General features: G+C 65.2%; 21 protein-coding genes. 11 read left to right on the forward strand and 10 right to left on the reverse strand.

Annotated features, from left to right (window positions below; genetic code table 11):
• A partial coding sequence (locus AC1D34_RS09815; protein WP_476824112.1) for a DUF3616 domain-containing protein occupies nt 1-882 on the reverse strand: 882 nt, incomplete at its 3' end.
• 557 nt (nt 883-1,439) lie between these two features.
• Nucleotides 1,440-2,168: a glutathione S-transferase family protein gene (locus AC1D34_RS09820; protein ID WP_476824113.1), complete on the reverse strand. Its 729-nt coding sequence runs from the start codon at nt 2,166-2,168 to the stop codon at nt 1,440-1,442.
• A 442-nt stretch (nt 2,169-2,610) separates the two neighbouring features.
• Here AC1D34_RS09820 and AC1D34_RS09825 point away from each other — a divergent pair, with 442 nt between their 5' ends.
• Nucleotides 2,611-3,852, forward strand: a complete 1,242-nt coding sequence (locus AC1D34_RS09825; protein ID WP_476824114.1) for a carboxylate-amine ligase — start codon at nt 2,611-2,613, stop codon at nt 3,850-3,852.
• Between the two features lie 137 nt (nt 3,853-3,989).
• On the opposite strand, the gene AC1D34_RS09830 is transcribed toward AC1D34_RS09825, so the two are convergent.
• Nucleotides 3,990-4,784 (reverse strand): SDR family NAD(P)-dependent oxidoreductase, encoded by a 795-nt coding sequence (locus AC1D34_RS09830; protein WP_476824115.1) that lies wholly within the window; start codon nt 4,782-4,784, stop codon nt 3,990-3,992.
• The gene (locus AC1D34_RS09835) at nt 4,777-5,160 is read right to left on the reverse strand and encodes a hypothetical protein (protein ID WP_476776064.1); all 384 of its coding nucleotides are present in this window, start codon (nt 5,158-5,160) and stop codon (nt 4,777-4,779) included. Before AC1D34_RS09835 ends, AC1D34_RS09830 begins: the two co-directional genes overlap by 8 nt.
• Before the next feature lie 63 nt (nt 5,161-5,223).
• On the opposite strand from AC1D34_RS09835, the gene AC1D34_RS09840 reads away from it, so the two are divergent.
• On the forward strand, nt 5,224-5,883 hold the full coding sequence (locus AC1D34_RS09840) for a TetR/AcrR family transcriptional regulator (RefSeq protein WP_476824126.1): 660 nt from the start codon (nt 5,224-5,226) through the stop codon (nt 5,881-5,883).
• A 27-nt stretch (nt 5,884-5,910) separates the two neighbouring features.
• On the opposite strand, the gene AC1D34_RS09845 is transcribed toward AC1D34_RS09840, so the two are convergent.
• Nucleotides 5,911-6,891 (reverse strand): LysR family transcriptional regulator, encoded by a 981-nt coding sequence (locus AC1D34_RS09845; protein ID WP_476776062.1) that lies wholly within the window; start codon nt 6,889-6,891, stop codon nt 5,911-5,913.
• A 130-nt stretch (nt 6,892-7,021) separates the two neighbouring features.
• On the opposite strand from AC1D34_RS09845, the gene AC1D34_RS09850 reads away from it, so the two are divergent.
• Both AC1D34_RS09850 and AC1D34_RS09855 read left to right on the forward strand, forming a co-directional pair.
• Nucleotides 7,022-8,452 carry an MFS transporter gene (locus AC1D34_RS09850; protein ID WP_476824116.1) on the forward strand — a complete coding sequence of 477 codons (1,431 nt, stop codon included), beginning with the start codon at nt 7,022-7,024 and terminating at the stop codon, nt 8,450-8,452.
• A 242-nt stretch (nt 8,453-8,694) separates the two neighbouring features.
• Entirely contained in the window at nt 8,695-9,129 is a 435-nt protein-coding gene (locus AC1D34_RS09855; RefSeq protein ID WP_441488252.1) for a DUF2721 domain-containing protein, read from the forward strand.
• A 60-nt stretch (nt 9,130-9,189) separates the two neighbouring features.
• Here AC1D34_RS09855 and aceB read toward each other — a convergent pair whose 3' ends face one another.
• Entirely contained in the window at nt 9,190-10,791 is a 1,602-nt protein-coding gene (gene aceB, locus AC1D34_RS09860) for a malate synthase A (RefSeq protein ID WP_476824117.1), read from the reverse strand.
• Nucleotides 10,792-10,966: 175 nt separating this feature from the next.
• Here aceB and AC1D34_RS09865 point away from each other — a divergent pair, with 175 nt between their 5' ends.
• The gene (locus AC1D34_RS09865; RefSeq protein ID WP_476824118.1) at nt 10,967-11,485 is read left to right on the forward strand and encodes a GNAT family N-acetyltransferase; all 519 of its coding nucleotides are present in this window, start codon (nt 10,967-10,969) and stop codon (nt 11,483-11,485) included.
• 10 nt (nt 11,486-11,495) lie between these two features.
• Here AC1D34_RS09865 and AC1D34_RS09870 read toward each other — a convergent pair whose 3' ends face one another.
• From AC1D34_RS09870 to ygfZ, 3 genes are read right to left on the reverse strand one after another with little or no spacing between them, the layout of a single operon-like run.
• Entirely contained in the window at nt 11,496-12,092 is a 597-nt protein-coding gene (locus AC1D34_RS09870) for a YfbR-like 5'-deoxynucleotidase (RefSeq protein WP_441507029.1), read from the reverse strand.
• A gap of 2 nt (nt 12,093-12,094) precedes the next feature.
• Nucleotides 12,095-12,718, reverse strand: a complete 624-nt coding sequence (locus tag AC1D34_RS09875; RefSeq protein ID WP_476824119.1) for a DNA-3-methyladenine glycosylase I — start codon at nt 12,716-12,718, stop codon at nt 12,095-12,097.
• On the reverse strand, nt 12,715-13,599 hold the full coding sequence (gene ygfZ, locus AC1D34_RS09880; RefSeq protein WP_476824120.1) for a CAF17-like 4Fe-4S cluster assembly/insertion protein YgfZ: 885 nt from the start codon (nt 13,597-13,599) through the stop codon (nt 12,715-12,717). The genes AC1D34_RS09875 and ygfZ overlap by 4 nt, the downstream gene beginning before the upstream one ends.
• 97 nt (nt 13,600-13,696) lie before the next feature.
• Between ygfZ and AC1D34_RS09885 the strand changes: the two genes are divergently transcribed.
• The 6 genes from AC1D34_RS09885 to AC1D34_RS09910 all read left to right on the forward strand — a co-directional run bounded on the left by AC1D34_RS09885 (nt 13,697) and on the right by AC1D34_RS09910 (nt 19,074).
• Complete coding sequence (locus AC1D34_RS09885; RefSeq protein WP_476776060.1) at nt 13,697-15,034, forward strand: dihydroorotase; 1,338 nt, start codon at nt 13,697-13,699, stop codon at nt 15,032-15,034.
• Between the two features lie 146 nt (nt 15,035-15,180).
• Entirely contained in the window at nt 15,181-15,843 is a 663-nt protein-coding gene (locus AC1D34_RS09890) for a dihydrofolate reductase family protein (RefSeq protein WP_441488259.1), read from the forward strand.
• Nucleotides 15,844-15,962: 119 nt separating this feature from the next.
• Entirely contained in the window at nt 15,963-16,391 is a 429-nt protein-coding gene (locus AC1D34_RS09895; RefSeq protein WP_441488260.1) for a YciI family protein, read from the forward strand.
• A 97-nt stretch (nt 16,392-16,488) separates the two neighbouring features.
• A complete protein-coding gene (locus tag AC1D34_RS09900; protein ID WP_069879459.1) occupies nt 16,489-16,908 on the forward strand; it encodes a YciI family protein in 420 nt (139 codons plus the stop codon).
• 54 nt (nt 16,909-16,962) lie between these two features.
• A complete protein-coding gene (locus AC1D34_RS09905) occupies nt 16,963-17,751 on the forward strand; it encodes an alpha/beta fold hydrolase (RefSeq protein WP_441507034.1) in 789 nt (262 codons plus the stop codon).
• Between the two features lie 54 nt (nt 17,752-17,805).
• On the forward strand, nt 17,806-19,074 hold the full coding sequence (locus AC1D34_RS09910) for an RNA polymerase sigma factor (protein WP_476824121.1): 1,269 nt from the start codon (nt 17,806-17,808) through the stop codon (nt 19,072-19,074).
• 107 nt (nt 19,075-19,181) lie between these two features.
• On the opposite strand, the gene AC1D34_RS09915 is transcribed toward AC1D34_RS09910, so the two are convergent.
• Nucleotides 19,182-19,451 (reverse strand): hypothetical protein, encoded by a 270-nt coding sequence (locus AC1D34_RS09915; RefSeq protein WP_441488264.1) that lies wholly within the window; start codon nt 19,449-19,451, stop codon nt 19,182-19,184.
• Nucleotides 19,452-19,617: the final 166 nt, after the last annotated feature.

The following is a 19,617-nucleotide window of genomic DNA, read 5'->3' on the forward strand; positions in this document are numbered from 1 at the left end:
GGGCGCGGCAGGGTCAAGCAGCAGCAGGCCATAGGGAACGTCCTGTTCCTGCGCAGGGCCGACCAGGACCAGCAGGCGTCCGTCCCGCAGTGCAGCAAGGTCGCGCACGCCGCGATTCGGGCCAGCCGGGAAAGCGATCACAGTCGGAGTGCCCTGGGCGGGTTCATTGCCGGGCGCGAAGAGCTCGTCCGGATTTGTTTCTAGCAGGAAGGCGCGACCGTTCTGCGACGGCGCCCGCAGCCCGATCCAGAGCCTGTCATGAGCGGTCGCTATGCCTTCGATGTTTAGGCCGTTGCCATCCGTCAGGGGCTTGCCGAAAGAGGGCGCAACCTCGCCGGCACGACGCAACAGATCACTCAGGCGGTAGGTCAGTTCAACCTGGCCGATGGGGGTGCCGGCCGTATCGACCTTGACCCGCGCGAGCTGGAACGACGAGAGGCGAAACTCGCTGCTGCTGCGCGAGCAGCCATGCGAACCGGCGATGTAGAAATAGGGCGCGGCGTAGGCGACCGCCTCGCCGTCGAACTCGCCATAACCGCCGATCGTCGGACAAGGAGACGCGGGGATCGCGCCGAGCGCGGTCGGGGAGGGGCTGTCCCCGATCAGCTCGACCACGCCGGCAGGCTTGATGCGCCCCTTGGTCAGGATAGCGAACTGGGCCGAGCGGTTCTCGTCATTCGCCAGGAGGCAGCGCCGCTCCTCGCCATTCGCCGGCAGGCAGGCCAGGCCGCTGACATCCTTGGCTGCCTTGTCGGGCTTCTTGCCAGCAAAATCCTCGGTCGCTTCGACATTGCGGACGGGCTTCAGCGTCTTGGCTGACGCCGGTAGCGCGAGCAGCAGCGCTGTGGCGAGAGCAGTCGACGTCAAGGCAAGGCGAGGCATGGCAGGGTTTCCGGTTGCCGCGGGATTGAGCGCGTCGCGCCCGGTGCTGTCAAAGCATTAGTCCGCATCATGCACATTCGGGGCCGGTCAGGCTCGCCCTTGTGTGCGATTGACGTGCTTCTCGCACTCTCACCGCGCTGGTCGCGGCAGACAGCCGGAATCCAGTCGAGCCCTGCCCCGGCGACGGARGGCGGAGCCCTTGCCGTTCGGAATGCGAGGACTATCTAGCGCGGGTTCACCGAGACCCTTTCTATGCTGCCCCTCGATTTCCGTGTTCCCGGCGTCTTGAATTCAAAAGAGATGCTTATCGCAGAGGCCATCCACGCCCGAGCATGGGAAACTGTAAGAAGCGACCCAGATCTTGCCGGAGATGAGGCCGAAGCTGCGAAGGCGAGGCTTGGAGGGATCGTGGCTCGTTTGATGTCAGATCCTTCCAGATCGGTCGGCGACCTCGCCGCTGCAGCAGTCCGGGCCTTCAACGAAAGCCCCCGCACGCCCTGAGCGGAGAGGGGGATTGCGCGCCACCACCCATGGCGCGCAGTCAGTTCTCATGCGTCTCAGGCCGCGAGTACGCCGTCTGCGTTGCGCAGGACATCGGCGAGCGGAACGAGACCCTTCATCGCGCCACTGCCTGCCGCCTGTTTGCCGTCCTCGATGGCTACCGCGAGGCGAAACGCGGGATCGGCTTCGATGCGCTTGCGCAGCGCCAGGATGCGGGGATAGTCGCGTGGGTCGACGGCCTTGTGGAAGTCCACCCAGCGCGCAACGCCGGCAAACACCGCATCGGCCAGCGTCGGTCTGTCGCCGAGCAGGTAGTCGCTGGCGCCGATCATCGCCTCGAGTTGTTCATGGCGCTCGGCGACAAAGCTGCGGCCGAACTTGCGCAGCGTTTCGCGATACTCCTCCGGTACACCTTCCGCTTCCAGCGCCACCCACATCGGGACGAACGCACCGGTGAAGCCGGTATTGAGGAAGGCGACGTATTGATGCAGCCGGTCGGCCTCCGGCGTGCCGGGTTCGAAGCTGATGCGGCGGTCAAGGTCGCGCGCCTCCAGCCACAGGGCGATCGCCATCGTCTCGGTGAGGACACGGCCTTCGCCGGTGATCAGCACGGGCGTCTCCACGCGGCCGTTCAGGCGCTTGTAGGCGTCGGTGCGCATTTCTCCCAGCATATCCACCCTGGTGAGGCGATAGGGCTGGCCGAGCCATTCGAAGGCGGTCACCAGCCCTGCGGAACTGCCGAGCGGAAAGCCGGAGGTGAGGATCGGTTCAGATATCGGGTTCATGTCGTTTCTCCAACGTCGATGCGCTGGATATGCGGATGYGGACGCCCGACCTGTAGATTGGCAATGGTGGACTCAGCGTCTACTCTCATAGACTTTGAGCGAGCGGCTCGCCTGCGCTGGGTTCATCGTCTGGAGAGCTGGCCTTCAAGGACCGCAGGGGCGCCGGCGTCTCGTTGTTGCGATCGCGTTCGCCAGTTCCTTCGTGCGAGCGGCAGCAGCCGTTCTCGAAATCCCGGCTCGTCCTTTGATCTCCCGTGGACGGAATGCCACTGCCTGATCCTGCGCCTCTTTCTGCTTCAGCGAAAGCAATTGCTGGTGATTGCCAGCCTAGGGTCTCCGGGAGTCGCTCCCAGGAAGGCCCTCCCATGCTGTCTGCCACACTCGATCCCGTTCAAGCCCCGCGCACATGTCAGATGACGCCTCGCTCTTCGGCGTCCCTGGGATGAGGCCGCTCAATGCGTTCGAAGGGTTCGGAATCGAGATTGAATACGCGATCGTCGGAACCGCCGATCTGGAATGCCGCTCCATTGCAGATATCGTCCTGGCGCATGCCGCCGGCACGGGCGCCGTAGCTATGGAGCGAGGCTTGATCGGCTGGTCCAACGAGTTCGTGCTTCATGTCCTGGAAGCGAAGAATCTCGCTCCGGCGGCCAGATTGGAAGACCTCGCCCAGCCCCTGCAACGCGAGGTCATCGCATTGAACAAGACCCTTCTGGGCCACGGAGCGCGCCTGATGCCGACGGCAATGCATCCGTGGCTGGATCCCCGATATGATGCTCAGCCGTGGCCGATTGATCCCCACGGAATCTACCGCACCTATCAGCGCATCTTCGAAACCAGATCGCATGGGTGGACCAATCTGCAGAGCGTCCATCTCAATCTCCCCTTTGCCGACGACGATCAATTTGCGCGGCTCCACGAAGCGATCCGTCGCGTCCTGCCGATCATTCCAGCATTGGCTGCAAGCTCGCCCATTGCCGACGGCCAGCGCACCGCCTACCGCGATTTCCGCATGAGGGCCTACGGAGCCAATGCGAAGGCCTATCCCCTGATCAACGGCCTGATCATTCCCGACACCGTCTCCAGTCAACGCGCGTACGAAGACACGAWTCTCGAGCCGATCTATGCCGTCATGGCGTCTGCAGATCCCGGCGGAATCCTCAGGCACCCCTGGCTCAATGCCAGGGGCTGCATCCCCCGCTTCGACCGAAACACAATCGAAATTCGGGTCATCGATACCCAGGAGTGCCCCGAAGCCGATCTCGCAGTTGCCGCCGCTGTCGTTGGAGCAGTTCATCGCCTCTACGGCGATCTCCAGCGCCTCAGCGGCGACATGGCCACCGAGGAGCTGGCCCGGATATTCGACAGCTGCGTGATATCCGCCGAGGACGCCATGATCGATGATGAGGCCTATCTCAGGCTGTTCGACTATTCCGGTCAGTCCTGTCGCGCCGGCGATCTCTGGCGGCACATTCTGGAGAACATGGATGACAGCTCGGGCATTGATCCAGCGCGCTGGACACCAATCTGGGCAACCATCCTGAAGCATGGCAGCCTTGCCCGCCGGATCGAGGATGCAGTGGGTGCCAGCCGCCCGTCACGTGAGCGATTGGCCGCGGTCTATCGCGATCTCTGCGACTGTCTCCAGCAAGGCACCATGTTCGCGCCCGACAGGGACAGCTGAGACGCATACAGGCGACCGAAGCGCCCCGACGGGCTCAATGCGAGTCCTTGTCCAAGGGCCTTCTTGGGCGGGGCAGGGGGGCGAGGCGATCGCTTGCCAGCCCAACTGGCCTGGTTCGCCGGCTTTGGCGCCGGTGATCAGTGCATCAGCCGTCCGCCGGCGATGTCGAGGGTTGCGCCGGTCAACCAGCCCGAACTCTCCGAAGCGAGGAACAGCGTGGCCGCCGCCACGTCTGCCGGCGAGCCGAGCCGCCGGACCGGATGAGCGAGGACCACCTGCGCCCTGACGGCGGGAGGCATGTGTGTTGCGGTCCGGTCGGTCAATACGGCCGATGGTGAAATGCAGTTCACGCKCACGCTGGATGGCCCGAGGTCGTGTGCGGCTTGCTGTGTGAGCATGATGACGCCGGCCTTGGCGACCCCATAGCCGAGCGGCGCCTGCGAAGGCGCGCGGCCGGCTGTCGAGGCCATGGTGATGACGGCGCCGCCGCGGCCCTGCTTGAGGCTTGGCAGGAAGGTTTTGAGCGTCAAGAACGTGGCGGTCAGATTGTGATCAAGGCTGGAGTGCCAGTCCGCCTCAGTCACATCCTCCAGCGCAACGGGCCTGCTGGTCCCACCTCCGGCGAAGGCGGCGAGAATGTCGAGCTTGCCGCGCCGTGCAACGAACGCGGCACGCGCGGTCTCCAACTCGTCGTGCCGGGTGCAGTCGATCCGGACGGCGGCATGCCCGTCGGAGATCGCCTCCAGGGAGCGCAGCACGGTGTCGAGCCGGGGTTGGTCGCGGCCGGCAACCGTCACGGAAACCCCGTTATGCGCCAGCCAACGCGCGGTTTCGGCGCCGATCCCGCCGGAGCCGCCGGTGACCAGCGCCGTTTTGCCGGCGAGGTCGGGGAAAGTCGGGATGAGCGACACGGTCGACGGTTGCTCAGACATAGCGTGCGACCGTCATGCAGATCACGGTTACGAGCAGCAGCGCGGCCGAGATCCGGTAGAGGAGACCCAGCCAGGGCGCAGCTTGGCCGGTCCTGCGCAAGCCGCGCAGCACCCCGACAGCCTGGATCACCAAAGCCGCCACCGCCGTGCCGGCGCCGAGCGCAAGCAGCATTTCTGCGTTTCCGACGTTCCCGGCATGGATGAAACTCCACAGGAGCGCGCCAGAGATCATCGCGACGACGGCGGCACCGAACTGCGGGCGGAAGAGGCGGGCGACGTCGTTTGCACCAGTACGGGCCAGCACGAATGTCGTGCCGGCCCAGAACACCGATGAGAGAACGTGCATGGCGATGATACTGATCAGGAAGGGCTCCATAGGCTAGGCTCCGAAACAGCGCCCGTTTGAATGGGCAAAATTGGATATACAAACTGTATAGTCATGAGTCGCGAGAGAACGTCAAGGCCCTATTCGAGTGCCAAACGAGAGGCCAAAACCGCAGAAACGCGCGGCCGGCTCCTCGCTGCGGCAGCGGCATTGCTTCGCGAGCCGGCTGGAAGGACGCTCTCGCTAGAGGCCGTGGCGGCCGCGGCGGGCGTGACTCGACTGACCGTCTACAATCAGTTCGGCTCGCGACGCGGGCTGCTGGAGGCGACCTTCGACGCCCTGGCGGCTGCCGGCGGGATCGCTGATCTTGCAGACGCAATGGCCATTTCTGACCCGAAGGAGGCCTTGGCGGCCCTGGTCACGGTGTTCTGCGGCTTCTGGAGTTCCGATGACGGACTGGTTGGGCTGTTCGCGACAGCGGCCGGCGACACCGAACTGACGGAGAGCCTGGCAGAACGCAATGAGCGCCGTCGGCTGGCGCTGGCCGCGCTCGTGCGCCGCCAGGGTGGGCGCGACGAGCAACTGCAGCGCGATGCCGTCGACCTGCTCTTCGCGCTGACCAGCTTTGCCGTGTTCCACATGCTGCGGTCCGGCGGGCGCGAACCAGATGCCATATGCGCGCTGCTTCAACCGCTTTGCGACCAGGCTCTGCGGGGCAATGATGGCGCGCTGAACCTGTCGCCGCGGGGGGGCGGTGTCTCAGCCGGATTGTGACAGGGCGGCTGCCGCTGCCATCGGACGTCAGTAATCGGGCAGGAGATCAGCCTGCGGGCGGCGCCCTCGGTTGTTCCCTGTTTCAGCCGGCACCCCACCCATATCATCGGGCGAATTCTGCATCCCGCAGACCCGGCGGACGCATTCGCGCAGCCAGCGGTGCGCAGGATCGGCATCCAGCCTGGGATGCCAGAGCAGGGACACGGAGATCTCAGGCACAGAAACCGGCAGCGGAAAGGTGACCATGCCGTCGCGCAGGGTCCGAGTGTGTCGTTCGGGCACAATGGCGACGAGATCGGATCCACGCGCGAGCGAGAGCGCAGGCGAGAAGCCGGTGACGATCGTGGCGATGTCTCGCCGCAGTCCGATCGCCTCCAGCGCGTCGTCGATCGGTCCCTTGTCGAGACCGCGCCGCGAGACGAGGATCTGCCGGCCAGCAGCAAAGCGATCGGCGGTGATCTCGCCTGTGGCCAATGGATGTCCCCGCCGCACGACCCCGACGAAGTGATCCGCGAACAGCGCCCGCGTCCTGATTTCCGGACTCTGCGCCGCCCCGATGACACCGGTTTCGAGATCGACACTGCCTTCTCGAAGCAGCGTACTATCCTTGTCCAGCTTCTGGACGAAGCGGAGCCGTATGCCGGGCGCTTCCGCCTGGATGTGCGCGATGAGTTCAGGCCCAAAGGCCTCGACGAAGCCGTCGCTCGCCCGAACCGAGAAGGTCCGGACAAGCCGTTGCAGATCGAGCGCCTCGGCCGGCCGCAGGATCGCCTCCGCTTCCTGAACGAGCGGACCGACGCGCTCCCGCAATTCCAGTGCACGCGGCGTTGGTACAAGGCCGCGCCCCGCCCTTACCAACAGCGGGTCGCCGATCGTCTCGCGCAGCCGCGCCAGGGCTCGGCTCATCGCGGACGGGCTTAGCCGCAGGCGCCGGGCAGCGCGGGCCACGCTGCCTTCGGTGAGAAGGACATCGAGGGTGATGAGCAAGTTGAGGTCGGCTCTCGTCATGCTGGCAAGACTAGCACGGCTCGCCAGCATGACATGGCGTCAAATGCACTGAATCAGTGCAAATGCTGCGTCTTCCGCCAGGTGTCATATGTGGCTACCTGCTTCGAACAGTGCTTCGGAGCCCCCCACGATGATGAAGGCTATGCTTGACCCGCCGTTCCCCACCGAAGCCCCGACGGCCCAGCGTGGCGCGCCTCGTTTGGTTCTCGCCGGCCTATCCCTCTGCATGTTGCTGTCCTCGCTTGGCACCAGCATTGCCAATGTCGGCCTGCCGGCGCTGGTGCAGGCCTTCGCAGCCTCCTTCCAGCAGGTGCAGTGGGTGGTCCTCGCCTATTTGCTTGTCATCACCACGTTGAGCGTCGGGGTCGGACGACTTGGCGATCTCGTCGGACGCCGCTCGCTTCTGCTGGCCGGCATAGCCCTCTTCACAGCGGGCTCGGCGGGGTGCGGCCTTGCTTCCGGCCTCGCCGGCTTGATCGCCGCGCGGGCGGTGCAGGGGGCGGGCGCCGCAGTCATGATGACGCTGAGCCTGGCCCTTGTCGGCGATGCCCTGCCGAGGGACCGGACCGGCAGTGCCATGGGGTTGCTCGGCACCATGTCGGCGGTCGGCACGGCACTCGGCCCCTCGCTCGGTGGTGCTGTCATCGACGGCTTCGGATGGCGGGCGATATTCCTTGTCACTGTCCCGTTCGGCGTCGTTGCCTTCATGATCGCCTTGCGGAGCCTTCCGGTCGATCGCCTCGAGAAGAGGGGAGACAAGCCGCGCTTCGATATGCTCGGCACGCTGCTGCTGGCCGCTGCGCTGGTCGCCTATGCGCTCGCCATGACCTGGAACCGCGGTGCATTCGGCTTGCTCAATGGCGGGCTCCTGCTAGCCGCAGCAGTCGCCGCGCTCCTGTTCGTATTGGTACAAGCGCGGGTCGCGGAGCCCCTGATCCGGCTCTCGATGCTGCGCGAGCCCGGGCTGCGGAAAGGCCTCGCCACAACCGCGCTGGTCGCGGCGGTGATGATGACAACACTGGTCGTTGGCCCCTTCCATCTCACCATGGCGCTCGGCCTCGATGCATCGGGCGCTGGCCTGGTCATGGCGATCGGGCCGGTTGTCGCGGCGCTCTCGGGCGTACCGGCTGGCCGCTTGGTCGATCGGTTCGGCGCGCAACGCATGAGCTTGGTGGGCTTGGCCGCCATGGCCGTCGGATCGCTTCTCTTCGCGCTCATGCCGCTGCAGATCGGGATTGCGGGCTATGCCGTTCCCCTGATCGTTCTCACCCCAGGCTATGCGCTGTTCCAGGCCGCCAACAACACGGCCGTGATGCGAGAGGCTGGTCCGGAAGGGCGCGGGCTTGTCTCCGGGATGCTCGGCCTCGCCCGCAATCTCGGCCTGATCACCGGTGCTTCGGTGATGGGTGCGGTGTTCGCTCTCGCCGCGGGGACGGACGGCAGCGCGGTCGCATCTCCGGACATGGTCGCGACCGGATTGCACGTCACCTTTGGCCTGGCTGGAGCAATGATCGTCATGGCCCTTGCCATCGCGAGCCGCTCGGGCACTCCCGCTGCTTGAGGATGGAATCCGGCTGCGCTCGGGCTGAGGTTGGTGCCGCGACATGAATGAGGATCCGTCGGGGCATTTCCATTGTCACCAGCGGATAGCCGTAGACAGGCGCGTCGGCCGCGAGTTTCATGAATCCACGCTCTAACCACGCATGATCGCTTACGCCCGGGATGGGATTGGGGGCTGTCTATCGCACCCGGTTGGTCAATTCGCTCGGCAGCCGACGGCGTTCGCGACGAGGCGAAGAAACCATGATTCCTGAGCTTCCGTCCGTGAACCAGCTTTCATTGGTCATCAGCCAGGCTGCCGCACCAGCATTCCTGCTCGGCGCGGTCGTCGGCCTGATATCGGTCCTGATCAGTCGCCTGGAGCGAATTCTCGACCGGTCGCGCATGTTGAGCAGCCTGCAGGGCGAGGGGCCTGTCGTTCACGAACTCAAGGCTGATCTCCCCCGCCTCGAGCGGCGAGCCCATCTGATCAACAGCGCGATGCGTCTTGCCATCTCGAGCGGTGTTTCGACGATCCTGCTGATGATGCTCGCGTTCATGTTTGCGTTCGTCGGGTCGGCCCATGAACGGGGTGTGGCCGTGCTCTTCATCGTGGCTGTTGGGCTCTTCGGCGCTTCGCTTGTCCAGTTCCTGCGCGAAATCAACGTCGCCTTGCGACGGAGCGATCATATCGCTTGATCCGCATCGCCGGGGCATAGGCAACGACCGGCGCCGCCCAGGCGGCGCCGGTCGTTGGACTCAACCGAGCTTGTCGTAAGCCGGGACGGTAAGGAATTCCTCGAATTCAGGCGCGAGCGAGAGGGTCGAGAACAGCTCGATCGCCTCCGGGAAACGGCCCTTTGCGTAGTTTTCAGGCCCGACCTCGCCCTTCACGCGCTCCATCTCCTCGGTGAGGCAGCGCTTGAAGAGATCCGCGGTGACGATGGTGCCTCCGTCAACGGTGACGCCGTACTGGATGAACTGCCAGATCTGGGCACGGCTGATCTCGGCCGTCGCGGCATCCTCCATCATGTTGTAGATCGGCACCGCGCCGCGGCCGCGCAGCCATGCTTCGAGATATTGCACGCCGATGCGGATGTTCTCGCGGAAGCCGGCCTCGGTGCGCGTGCCCTCATGGACCTCGAGCAGTTGCTCGCGGCCGACGGAGACATCCTCGCGCTTCTTGTCGAGCTGGTTCTGCTGCGGCATCAGCCGGTTGAAGACCTCCATCGCCACGGGCACGAGATCGGGATGGGCAACCCAGGTGCCGTCATGGCCGTCGCCGGCCTCACGCTCCTTGTCGGCCCGAACCTTGGCGAAGGCGGCCTCGTTGGCGGCCGGATCGTTCTTGACCGGGATCTGCGCCGCCATGCCGCCCATGGCGAAGGCGCCGCGGCGGTGACAGGTCTTGATCAGCAGCAGCGAATACGCCCGCAGGAAGGCCTTGGTCATCACCACCTGCGAGCGATCGGGCAGGACGAAGGCCGGGTTGCGGGCGAGCTTCTTGATGAAGGAGAAGATGTAGTCCCAGCGGCCGCAGTTCAGCCCGGCCATGTGATCCTTCAGCTCATAGAGGATCTCGTCCATTTCGAAGGCAGCGGGCAGGGTCTCGATCAGGATGGTGGCCTTGATCGTGCCGGTCTTGAGGCCAAGCGCGTTCTGAGCGGCGACAAAGACATCGTTCCAGAGCCTGGCCTCGAGATGGCTCTCGAGCTTCGGCAGATAGAAATAGGGGCCGGAGCCCGCAGCCAGCGCCGCCTTGGCATTGTGGAATACATAGAGGCCGAAATCGACCAGCGAGCCCGAGGCGATTTCACCGTCGATCTCGATATGGCGTTCCGGCAGATGCCAGCCGCGCGGGCGGATGATCAGGACGGCTGGCTTGTCCTTGAGCTTGTAGGCCTTGCCGGTGGTCGGCTCGGTGAAGTCGATCCGGCCGGCCCAGCGATCCCTGAGATTGATCTGGCCTTCGACCATATTGGCCCAGACCGGAGAGGAGGCATCCTCGAAATCGGCCATGAACACCTTGGCGCCGGAGTTCAGCGCGTTGATGATCATTTTGCGGTCGACAGGACCGGTGATCTCGACACGACGATCCTGCAGATCGGCGGGAATCGGCGCCACCTTCCAGTCGCCTTCGCGGATATGCCTGGTCTCGGTCAGGAAATCGGGCGTCTCGCCGGTATCAAAGCGCTTCTGGCGCTCCTTGCGCAAGGCGAGCAGGCGCTTGCGCGTCTCGTTGAAGCGGCGCTGCAAGTCGGCAACGAAGGCGAGCGCATCATGGCTCAGGATCTCGTCGAAGCGCGGATCCATTGCGCCCTTGATGACGACACCCTTCGGCAGGGTCTTGGTGTCCGACATGGCGGTCTCCTTCGCATTCGGCAGGGATGAGGTGAGGCGCAGTATCGGAGGAAATCGCTTTCTCCTGTAGCCGCGGGAATGCTTGATGACTTTTGCCAAAATGGAATAAATCGGCATTCACCCTCTGTCCGCTTGCGTGCAATATCGGAGCGCGGAAAGGCAGGACGGATCGACGATGACCAAGGTAGCAGGATCTCACTGGCGGACCATGACCGTGTCCGATCTCGACGCTGTCGTCGCAGTGGCGGCCGAGGTTCATCCGGATTTTCCGGAGGAGGCCGCCATTTTCGCCGAGCGGCTGAAGCTGTTTGGCGATGGCTGCCGGGTCCTGGAAATGGGGAGCGGGATCGCCGCCTATCTGCTCAGCCATCCCTGGCGCGAGCTCGAGCCCCCAGCCCTGAATGCGCCGCTCGGCGCGCTGCCGCCCGCTCCCGGGACCTTCTACATCCATGATCTCGCGCTGCTGCCGCAGGCGCGAGGCACCGGCGCCGCTGTCCTGGCGGTCGCGGATGCACTCAGGCTCGCTCAAAAGTTCGGGCTGCCGAGCCTGTCGCTCGTCGCGGTCAATGCCTCTGTCGGCTTCTGGGGCAAGCAGGGTTTTTCGGTCGTCGCCGACCCGCGGCTCGAGGCCAAGCTTGCGAGCTATGGCAGCGAGGCGCGTTTCATGATGCGCTTGGTCGCCGGGGCGGATTGAGCCGAGATCGCTAAACGAGGGCCTGAAAGCGCTCCAGGAAGCGCGCTTGCGCGACTTCGGTCGATAGTGGCCTCAGCCAGTCCGTGACCTCGCGCGGCAGCGGCTTCGGCCGGCCAAAGAAGATCAGAGCTTCCTCGCGGTCGAAATCGGCGAGTTCGGTCGCCTCGAGGAAAGCCGAGATCTTGTCGGCGTCCTTGGTTTTGCGCGCCAGCATGGCGGGCGTCGCCGCCGGCAGGCCGAAGCGCAGATGGATTGCGGCAAGCAGCCGGAGCTCGACGCTCTTATAGGCGTCGCCCATCACCACCTTGAAGGGCGAGATCATGTCGCCGATGACATATTCCGGAGCGTCGTGAAGCAGCGCCATCAGCCGCCAGGGCTTTGACCAGTCCGGATTGAGGTGGCTCGCGATCGCCTCGACCAGCAGGCAGTGCTGCGCCACCGAGAAGGAATGCTCGCCGCGCGTCTGGCCGTTCCAGCGCGCGACGCGAGCCAGACCATGCGCGATATCCTCGATCTCTATATCGAGCGGGGAGGGGTCGAGCAGATCGAGCCTCCGGCCCGACAGCATGCGCTGCCAGGCGCGGGGTGGAAGCGGCGCCTTGGCCATGCTCAGGCCGGAACGCGGGTGTCGCGGGCGAGCACGGCGCATTCCTCGTAGCGGAAACAGCCGGTCAGATGGTCGTTGACCAGTCCGCAGGCCTGCATGAAGGCGTAGACGATGGTCGGGCCGCAGAAGGTGAAGCCGGCGGCCTTCAGCTCCTTGGAGATCGCCTTGGAGACCGCCGTCTCGGCCGGCACCTCCTCATGAGTCCGAAAAGCGTTCTGGAGGACGCGGCCGTCGAGATGGCGCCAGAGGAAATCCGAGAACTCGCGCCGTTCGCTGATCTCGAGATAGGCGCGAGCGCTCTTGATCGTGCCCTCGATCTTGCCGCGATGGCGGACGATGCCGGCATCGCCGAGAAGCCGCTGGACATCGGTCTCGGTGAAGCGAGCAATCGCCTCCGGCTCGAAACCGGCGAAGGCCGAGCGAAAACTGTCGCGCTTGCGCAGAATGGTGATCCAGGCGAGGCCAGCCTGAAAGCCGTCGAGGATCAGCTTTTCGAACAAGGCGCGCGAATCATATTCCGGCACGCCCCATTCGGTGTCGTGATAGGCGAGATAGAGTGGATCGGTCCCCGGCCAGATGCAACGGAACGTGCCGTCCGGGCCTTCGACTGCTGCGCGTCCGCTCATGCTGCTGCTCCAAAACCGGGCTCGCCGGGGAAGGGGAAGCGGATAAAGTCCGGCTTCGCCAGGGTAAAGGCCACGCCGCCGCCTTCGAGTCTTTCGCCAGCGGCCATGGAGTCCGCGACACGGTCGAGCCGCAGCATGGCGAGCCCGCGCCCCTTGGCGCAGGAACCGATGCGGCCGAGCACTTTGCTGCCGGCGGTCGCCTCGACGCCCATCTCGGGAACCAGTCCCTCGGTAAAGACCACCGGCACGATGCGCGACCGGGCGGTGCCGCGATGCTGCATGCGCGACACCACCTCCTGGCCGATATAGCAGCCCTTCTTGAAGGAGACGCCGCCGAGCTGGTCGAGCAGCGCCTCATGCGGAAAGGTGTCGCCATAGACGAAATCCCTGCCGCCATCGGGAATGCCGAGCGCGATGCGCCTGGCGTGGTAGGCATCGGGTTCGGCGCTGGCGAGCGAGCCGACGTCGTTGCGGTCAGTGATCGCGCGCTCGCCGAGCGCCGGCAGGCGCGGGTCGGCATAGATGAGGCCGGCATCGTCGGGGAGCGAGAAACCGCCGCTCGACGCGACCACGGTGGCCACCTCGGTGAGATCGTCGAGCGCGACCTTGGCGCGCAACTTGTAGAGCTTCAGCCGCTTCATCAGATCGGGAACCTGCAGGAGCGGCACGTCGAGGAGAAAACCTCCGCGTTCCTCCTCCGGCACCGCGACCACGAGAAAATCGCTGATGATCTTGCCTTGCGGTGTCAGGAGCGCGCCATAGCCGGCATGGTCCGGCGTCACCGCGTCCATCTCGTTGGTGACGATGTTCTGCAGGAAGTTGCGCGCGTCCTCGCCACTGACGCGAATGATGCCGCGATCGACCAATCGGGTTGCAGGCATGGTGAAGCTCGTTTCTGATCGCTGCCAAGGGCTGGACGCGGGTCCGTTCGATAGGTAGGCCGCTTCAGCCTCATCCTCAACCAGCAGGACGCCTCCGATGCCGCAGAGCTATGATGTCATTCTGAAGGGCGGCACCGTCGTGAATCACGATGGCCGTGTCCAGCGGGATCTCGGGATTACCGGCGGCAAGATTTTGGCGCTCGGCGATCTGTCGCAGGCTTCCGCAGGTGAGACGGTCGATTGCCGCGGCCTGCATATTCTGCCGGGCGTCATCGACAGCCAGGTGCATTTCCGCGAGCCGGGGCTCGACCACAAGGAGGATCTGGAGACCGGCTCGCGCGCCGCGGTGCTCGGCGGCGTCACGACCGTCTTCGAGATGCCGAACACGATCCCTCAGACCACCGACGAGGCGTCGCTGGCCGACAAGGTCAGGCGCGGTCGGCACCGGATGCATTGCGATTTCGCCTTCTGGGTTGGTGGCACGCATGAGAACATTGCCGATGTGCCGGAGCTGGAGCGCCTGCCGGGTGCGGCGGGCATCAAGGTCTTCATGGGTTCCTCCACCGGCTCGCTGCTGGTCGAGGACGACAAGGGCGTCAGTGAGATCCTGAAGCGCACGCGCCGCCGCGCCGCCTTCCATTCCGAAGACGAGATGATGTTGCGCGAGCGCATGGGCCTGCGCGTCGAGGGGGATCCGTCGAGCCATCCGGTCTGGCGCTCGCCCGAAGTCGCCCTGACCTGCACCAGGCGACTGGTGCGGATCGCACGCGAGACCGGCGCGCGCGTTCACATCCTGCACATCTCGACCGGCGAGGAGATGATCTTCCTCAGGGATCACAAGGACGTCGCGACCGTCGAGGTGCTGCCGAACCATCTGACGCTGGTCGCGCCGGACTGCTACGAGCGGCTTGGCACCTATGCCCAGATGAATCCGCCGATCCGCGACGACAGCCATCGCCGGACGATCTGGTGGGGGCTGGAGCAGGGCATCGTCGACGTGCTCGGCTCCGACCATGCGCCGCATACGCATGAGGAGAAGCATCATGCGTATCCTGCGAGCCATTCCGGCATGCCGGGCGTGCAGACGCTGGTCCCGATCATGCTCGACCATGTCAATGCCGGGCGGCTTTCACTGGAACGGTTCGTCGATCTGACCAGCCATGGCCCGCAACGGATCTTCGGGCTCGAGGGCAAGGGGCGGATCGCGGCGGGCTATGATGCCGACCTGACCATTGTCGACCTGAAGCGCCGCGAGACCATCACCAATGACTGGATCGCCTCGCGCTGCGGCTGGACGCCCTATGACGGCGTCACCGTGACCGGCTGGCCCGTCGGCACCTATGTCCGCGGCCGGAAGGTGATGTGGGAGCGCGAAGTGGTGACGCCTGCGCAGGGCGAGCCGGCGCGCTTCCTGGAGGCGCTGCCGCGCGGCTGAACTTTTTTGCGCGATCGTGTCGATCGTGCGCTGCCCCGTTCGACGTATTGGCGAGGAGCAGGGGGAGGCCGCAGGTCGTTGCGGCTTCCCCTGAGCTCCTGACAATCGCGCGGGGGCACGGCTCCCGCCCAACGGGAGATCCGAAGATGCGAAACGTCGTTGCCGCCACATTCCTGTCCCTAGACGGCGTGATGCAGGCGCCGGGCGGCCCGGAGGAGGATAGCTCGGGCGGCTTCAGCCATGGTGGCTGGACCTTCCACTACTGGGACGAGCCGATGGGCGAGGTCATGGAAAAGGCCTTCGCCGAGGAATTCGACCTGCTGCTCGGCCGCAAGACCTACGACATCTTCGCGGCGCATTGGCCGCATGCCGGCGACGACCCGGTCGCCATGAAGTTCAACGCCTGCATCAAATATGTCGCGACCTCTGCGCCGAAGACGCTGAACTGGCAGAACTCGGTCGCGCTACGTGGCGATATCGCCGCCGAGGTGGCGGCGCTGAAGCGCCAGGACGGTCCCAAGCTCCTGCTCCAGGGCAGCAGCGAACTGATCCAGCTGCTGCTGGCGAAGGACCTGATCGACGAGTTCAACCTGCTGATCTTCCCGGTGGTGCTCGGCGCAGGCAAGCGGCTGTTCGGCGAGGGCACCATGCCCGCTGCCTTCACGCTGGTCGAGAGCAGGGTTTCGAGCACGGGCGTGATCATGGCGACCTATCGTCGAGCCGGTGCGGTTACGACCGGCTCCTTCGCGCTTGAGGCGCCGAGCGAGGACGAGATCGCGCGCCGCGAGAAAAATCTCAGCGCAGCCTGAAAAAAGTTTCGGCGCGTTGTCGATTCCGGAGCGCGCCGTTCGACGTGAGGACAGAGAGCGGGAATTCTCCGCTCTCCGAACCAAAGTCAGAACCCACCCACCCCATCAGGAGAAGACCGATGCGCTTCATGATCATCGTCAAGGCGACCCAGGATTCCGAAGCCGGCATCATGCCGAGCGAGGAACTGCTGACCGCCATGGGCGCCTATAACGAGCAACTGGTAAAGGCCGGCATCATGCTCGCCGGTGACGGGCTGCATCCCAGCTCCAAGGGCGCACGCATCCGCTTCTCAGGCGCCAAGCGTGCCGTCGTCGACGGACCTTTCGCCGAGACCAAGGAACTGATCGCCGGTTTCTGGATCTGGCAGTGCAAGTCGATGGAAGAGGCGGTCGAATGGGTCAAGCGCTGCCCGAATCCAATGACAGGCGATTCCGAGATCGAGATCCGCCGGATCTTCGAGGCCGAGGATTTCGGAGAGGCCTTCACCCCGGAGCTGCGCGAGCAGGAAGAGCGCATCCGCGCCGAGGCCGCGAAAAAGTCCGGCTGACGCGTCGATTTCGCGACGCGTCGATCGACGTGTCCTCAGGAGCGGCGGGGCACAAGGCCCCGACCGGCTTCGGACCACCGACTCCAGGAGCAAATCCATGCGTTACATGATCATGGTCAAGGCGACCAAGGACAGCGAAGCGGGCATCTTCCCGGAAGATGACAGTCTGATGGCGGCGATGGCGGCCTATCACGAGGAGCTTGCCAAGGCCGGCATGCTGCTCGACGGCTCCGGCCTGAAGCCGAGCTCGAAGGGCTGGAGGATCAAGTACTCGGCCGACGGCAAGAACCGCGTCGTTGACGGCCCCTTCGCCGAGACCAAGGAGTTGGTCGCCGGTTACACCGTGATCAAGGCCAAGTCCCGCGAGGAAGCGCTCGAATGGACGCGGCGCTTTCCCAGGCCCTTCGAGCCGGGTCAGGAGTGCGAAATCGAGATCCGCGAACTCTATGAGCTGGAGGATTTCGAGCAGTTCGAATCGGTCGAGCGCTTCCGGGAAATGGGCATCGGCGGTGAGTGACGGCGGGACGATACCTGCCGCTGCGTCTTGCGCCATCGGTCTGTGGAGGCTTTCATGAATACGGTCTTGTCCAAGGATGGCACCGCCATCGCCTATCAGCGCTTCGGTTCCGGCCCGGCGGTCATCCTCGTCGACGGCGCGCTCTGCAGCCGCGCCTTCGGGCCGATGCCGAAGCTTGCGCCGCTGCTGGCGGAGCGCTTCACCGTCTTCGTCTATGACCGCCGCGGGCGCGGCGATAGCGGCGACTCGCCGACCTATGCCAAGCAGCGCGAGATCGAGGACATCGCTGCGCTCGTCGCCGAGGCGGGCGGCGAGGCAGCGGCTGTCGGCCTCTCATCCGGCGCCGCATTGGCGCTTGAAGCTGCCGCCGCAGGCGTGCCGATTCGCCGGCTCGCGCTGTACGAACCGCCTTATCTCGCCGCTGACAAGGAGGGCCGGCAGCCGCCGCAGGACTGCCCCGGCAAGCTCAGGGCGCTGATCGCCGCGGGCCGGCGCAGCGCCGCAGTGCGCTTCTTCATGGTCGATATCGTCGGCATGCCGACATTTGTCGGCTGGCTGATGCGGCTGATGCCGGGCTGGTCCAAGCTCAAGGCAGTGGCCCATACGCTGGTCTACGACACGACGATCATGGGCGATTTCACGGTGCCGGCCGAGCGGTTCGCCAAGGTCGCAGTTCCGACGCTGTTGCTTGCAGGGGAGAAGAGCCCGCGCTCGCTGAGAATGGCGGCGCAGGCTGCGGCCGATTCCGTTCCGGGAGCCAGTCACGCCGTGCTGAAGGGGCAGACGCACAATGTCTCGCTGCCGGTGTTGGCGCCGGAGCTGGAACGCTTTCTCGCGGCCTGACGACAGACCGGACGGCTTGCGCAGCAAGGGCCGAAATGGTGTGTATCGTCCGTCATGTTGGCGAGCGATGCACACCGCACCATTGAAACGGTCTGGCGAATCGAGGCTCCCAAGCTGATCGCCGGGCTGACGCGCATCACGCGTGATGTCGGGCGCGCCGAGGAACTGGCGCAGGATGCGCTGGTCGCAGCCCTGAAGCAGTGGCCGCAAGACGGCGTACCGCGCAATCCGGGCGCCTGGCTGATGCAGGCGGGCAAGCACCGCGCCCTCGACGGCTTTCGCCGCGACAAGCTTCTCGCCCGCAAGCATCAGGAGCTTGGCCACCAACTCGAAACCGAGACGACGCCCGATCTCGACGCCGCGCTCGATGACGATGTCGGCGACGATCTGCTGCGGCTTGTCTTCACGGCCTGCCATCCGGTTCTCTCGACGGAGGCGCGCCTTGCACTGACGCTGCGACTGCTCGGTGGACTCACCACCGAAGAGATCGCGCGGGCCTTCCTGGTGCCTGAGCCAACCATGGCGCAGCGGATCGTGCGGGCGAAGAAGACGCTTGCCGACGCCAAAGTGCCCTTCGAGGTTCCGCATGGCGCGGAATTGGCCGAGAGACTCGAGTCGGTGCTCGAGGTCGTCTACCTGATCTTCAACGAGGGCTATGCGGCAACAGCCGGCGAGGACTGGATCCGGCCGGCCCTGTGCGAAGAAGCACTCAGGCTGGGGCGCATCCTGGCCGAGCTCGCGCCGCAGGAGCCCGAGGTCCATGGACTCGTAGCGCTGATGGAGATCCAGGCGTCGCGCCTCAGGGCCAGGGTCGGCCCGAGCGGCGAGCCGATCCTGCTGCTCGACCAGAAACGCGCTCGCTGGGACCATCTTCTGATCCGCCGGGGCTTTGCCGCGATCGAGCGGGCCCGTGCGATCGGCGGCGCGATCGGTCCCTATCTGCTCCAGGCCGAGCTAGCCGCCTGCCATGCGCGGGCGCGCACCGCGGAAGAGACGGATTGGGTCCGCATCGCCGTGCTTTATGGCGCGCTGGCCGCGATCAACCCGTCGCCGATCGTCGAACTCAACCGGGCGGTGGCGATCAGCATGGCCGAGGGGCCGGCAGCCGGGCTTGCCGCGGTCGAACGACTGGTCTTGGAACCTTCGCTGAAGAACTACCATCTGCTGCCGAGCGTACGGGCCGATCTGCTCGGCAAGCTCGATCGGCATGGCGAGGCGCAGGCCGAGTTCGAGCGCGCGGCGGCGATGACGAGGAATGTGCAGGAGCGAACATTATTGCTCGCTCGCGCAGAGAATGCCCGCCGGGCCGCTAGCGGCGCCTAGGCAAGACCAGAGCATCAGACCGGACAGTGGGATCCACTTTTCGGAGAAATCCGATGCGGGGCAAAGAGATGGGCCGCCACAGTACGTCCGGTCGGACGCATGGCGATCTAGTGCCGTGTGCCCATCGTGAAGGCGCCGCAGCGCACCTTTTCCGCCAGGGTTTCGGCGAAAACAGCTGTGGCTTCTTCGCCATAGGTCTCGACCAGCGTGCGAAAGGCCGCGAAGAGAGCGGCGTGAGCCAGCGCATCGCTGTCGAGCCCGTCCTGCTGCGCCTCGTTGAAGGCGTCCTCGACATAGCCATAGGCGACGCGGCGTGCATCTCCCGGCTCGTCGGTGAGCATGGGATCGAGCTGCAGATCGTCTGGACGGATGGACATGAAGGCACGGACTCTGCGGCTGGTCACAAAGGACCGGCGCGTACCCGAGAATCAGGCCTGCGCCGGGGCGATCGACTGCCTCAGATTCATACGCATCAGGGGAGGCTGGCGCTACCGCGGTGTTTAAGAAAGGTTAATTTGACCGCGCGAGTTTTGAGAAAGACAC

This window comes from Allobosea sp. P1_A7 (assembly GCF_056406775.1).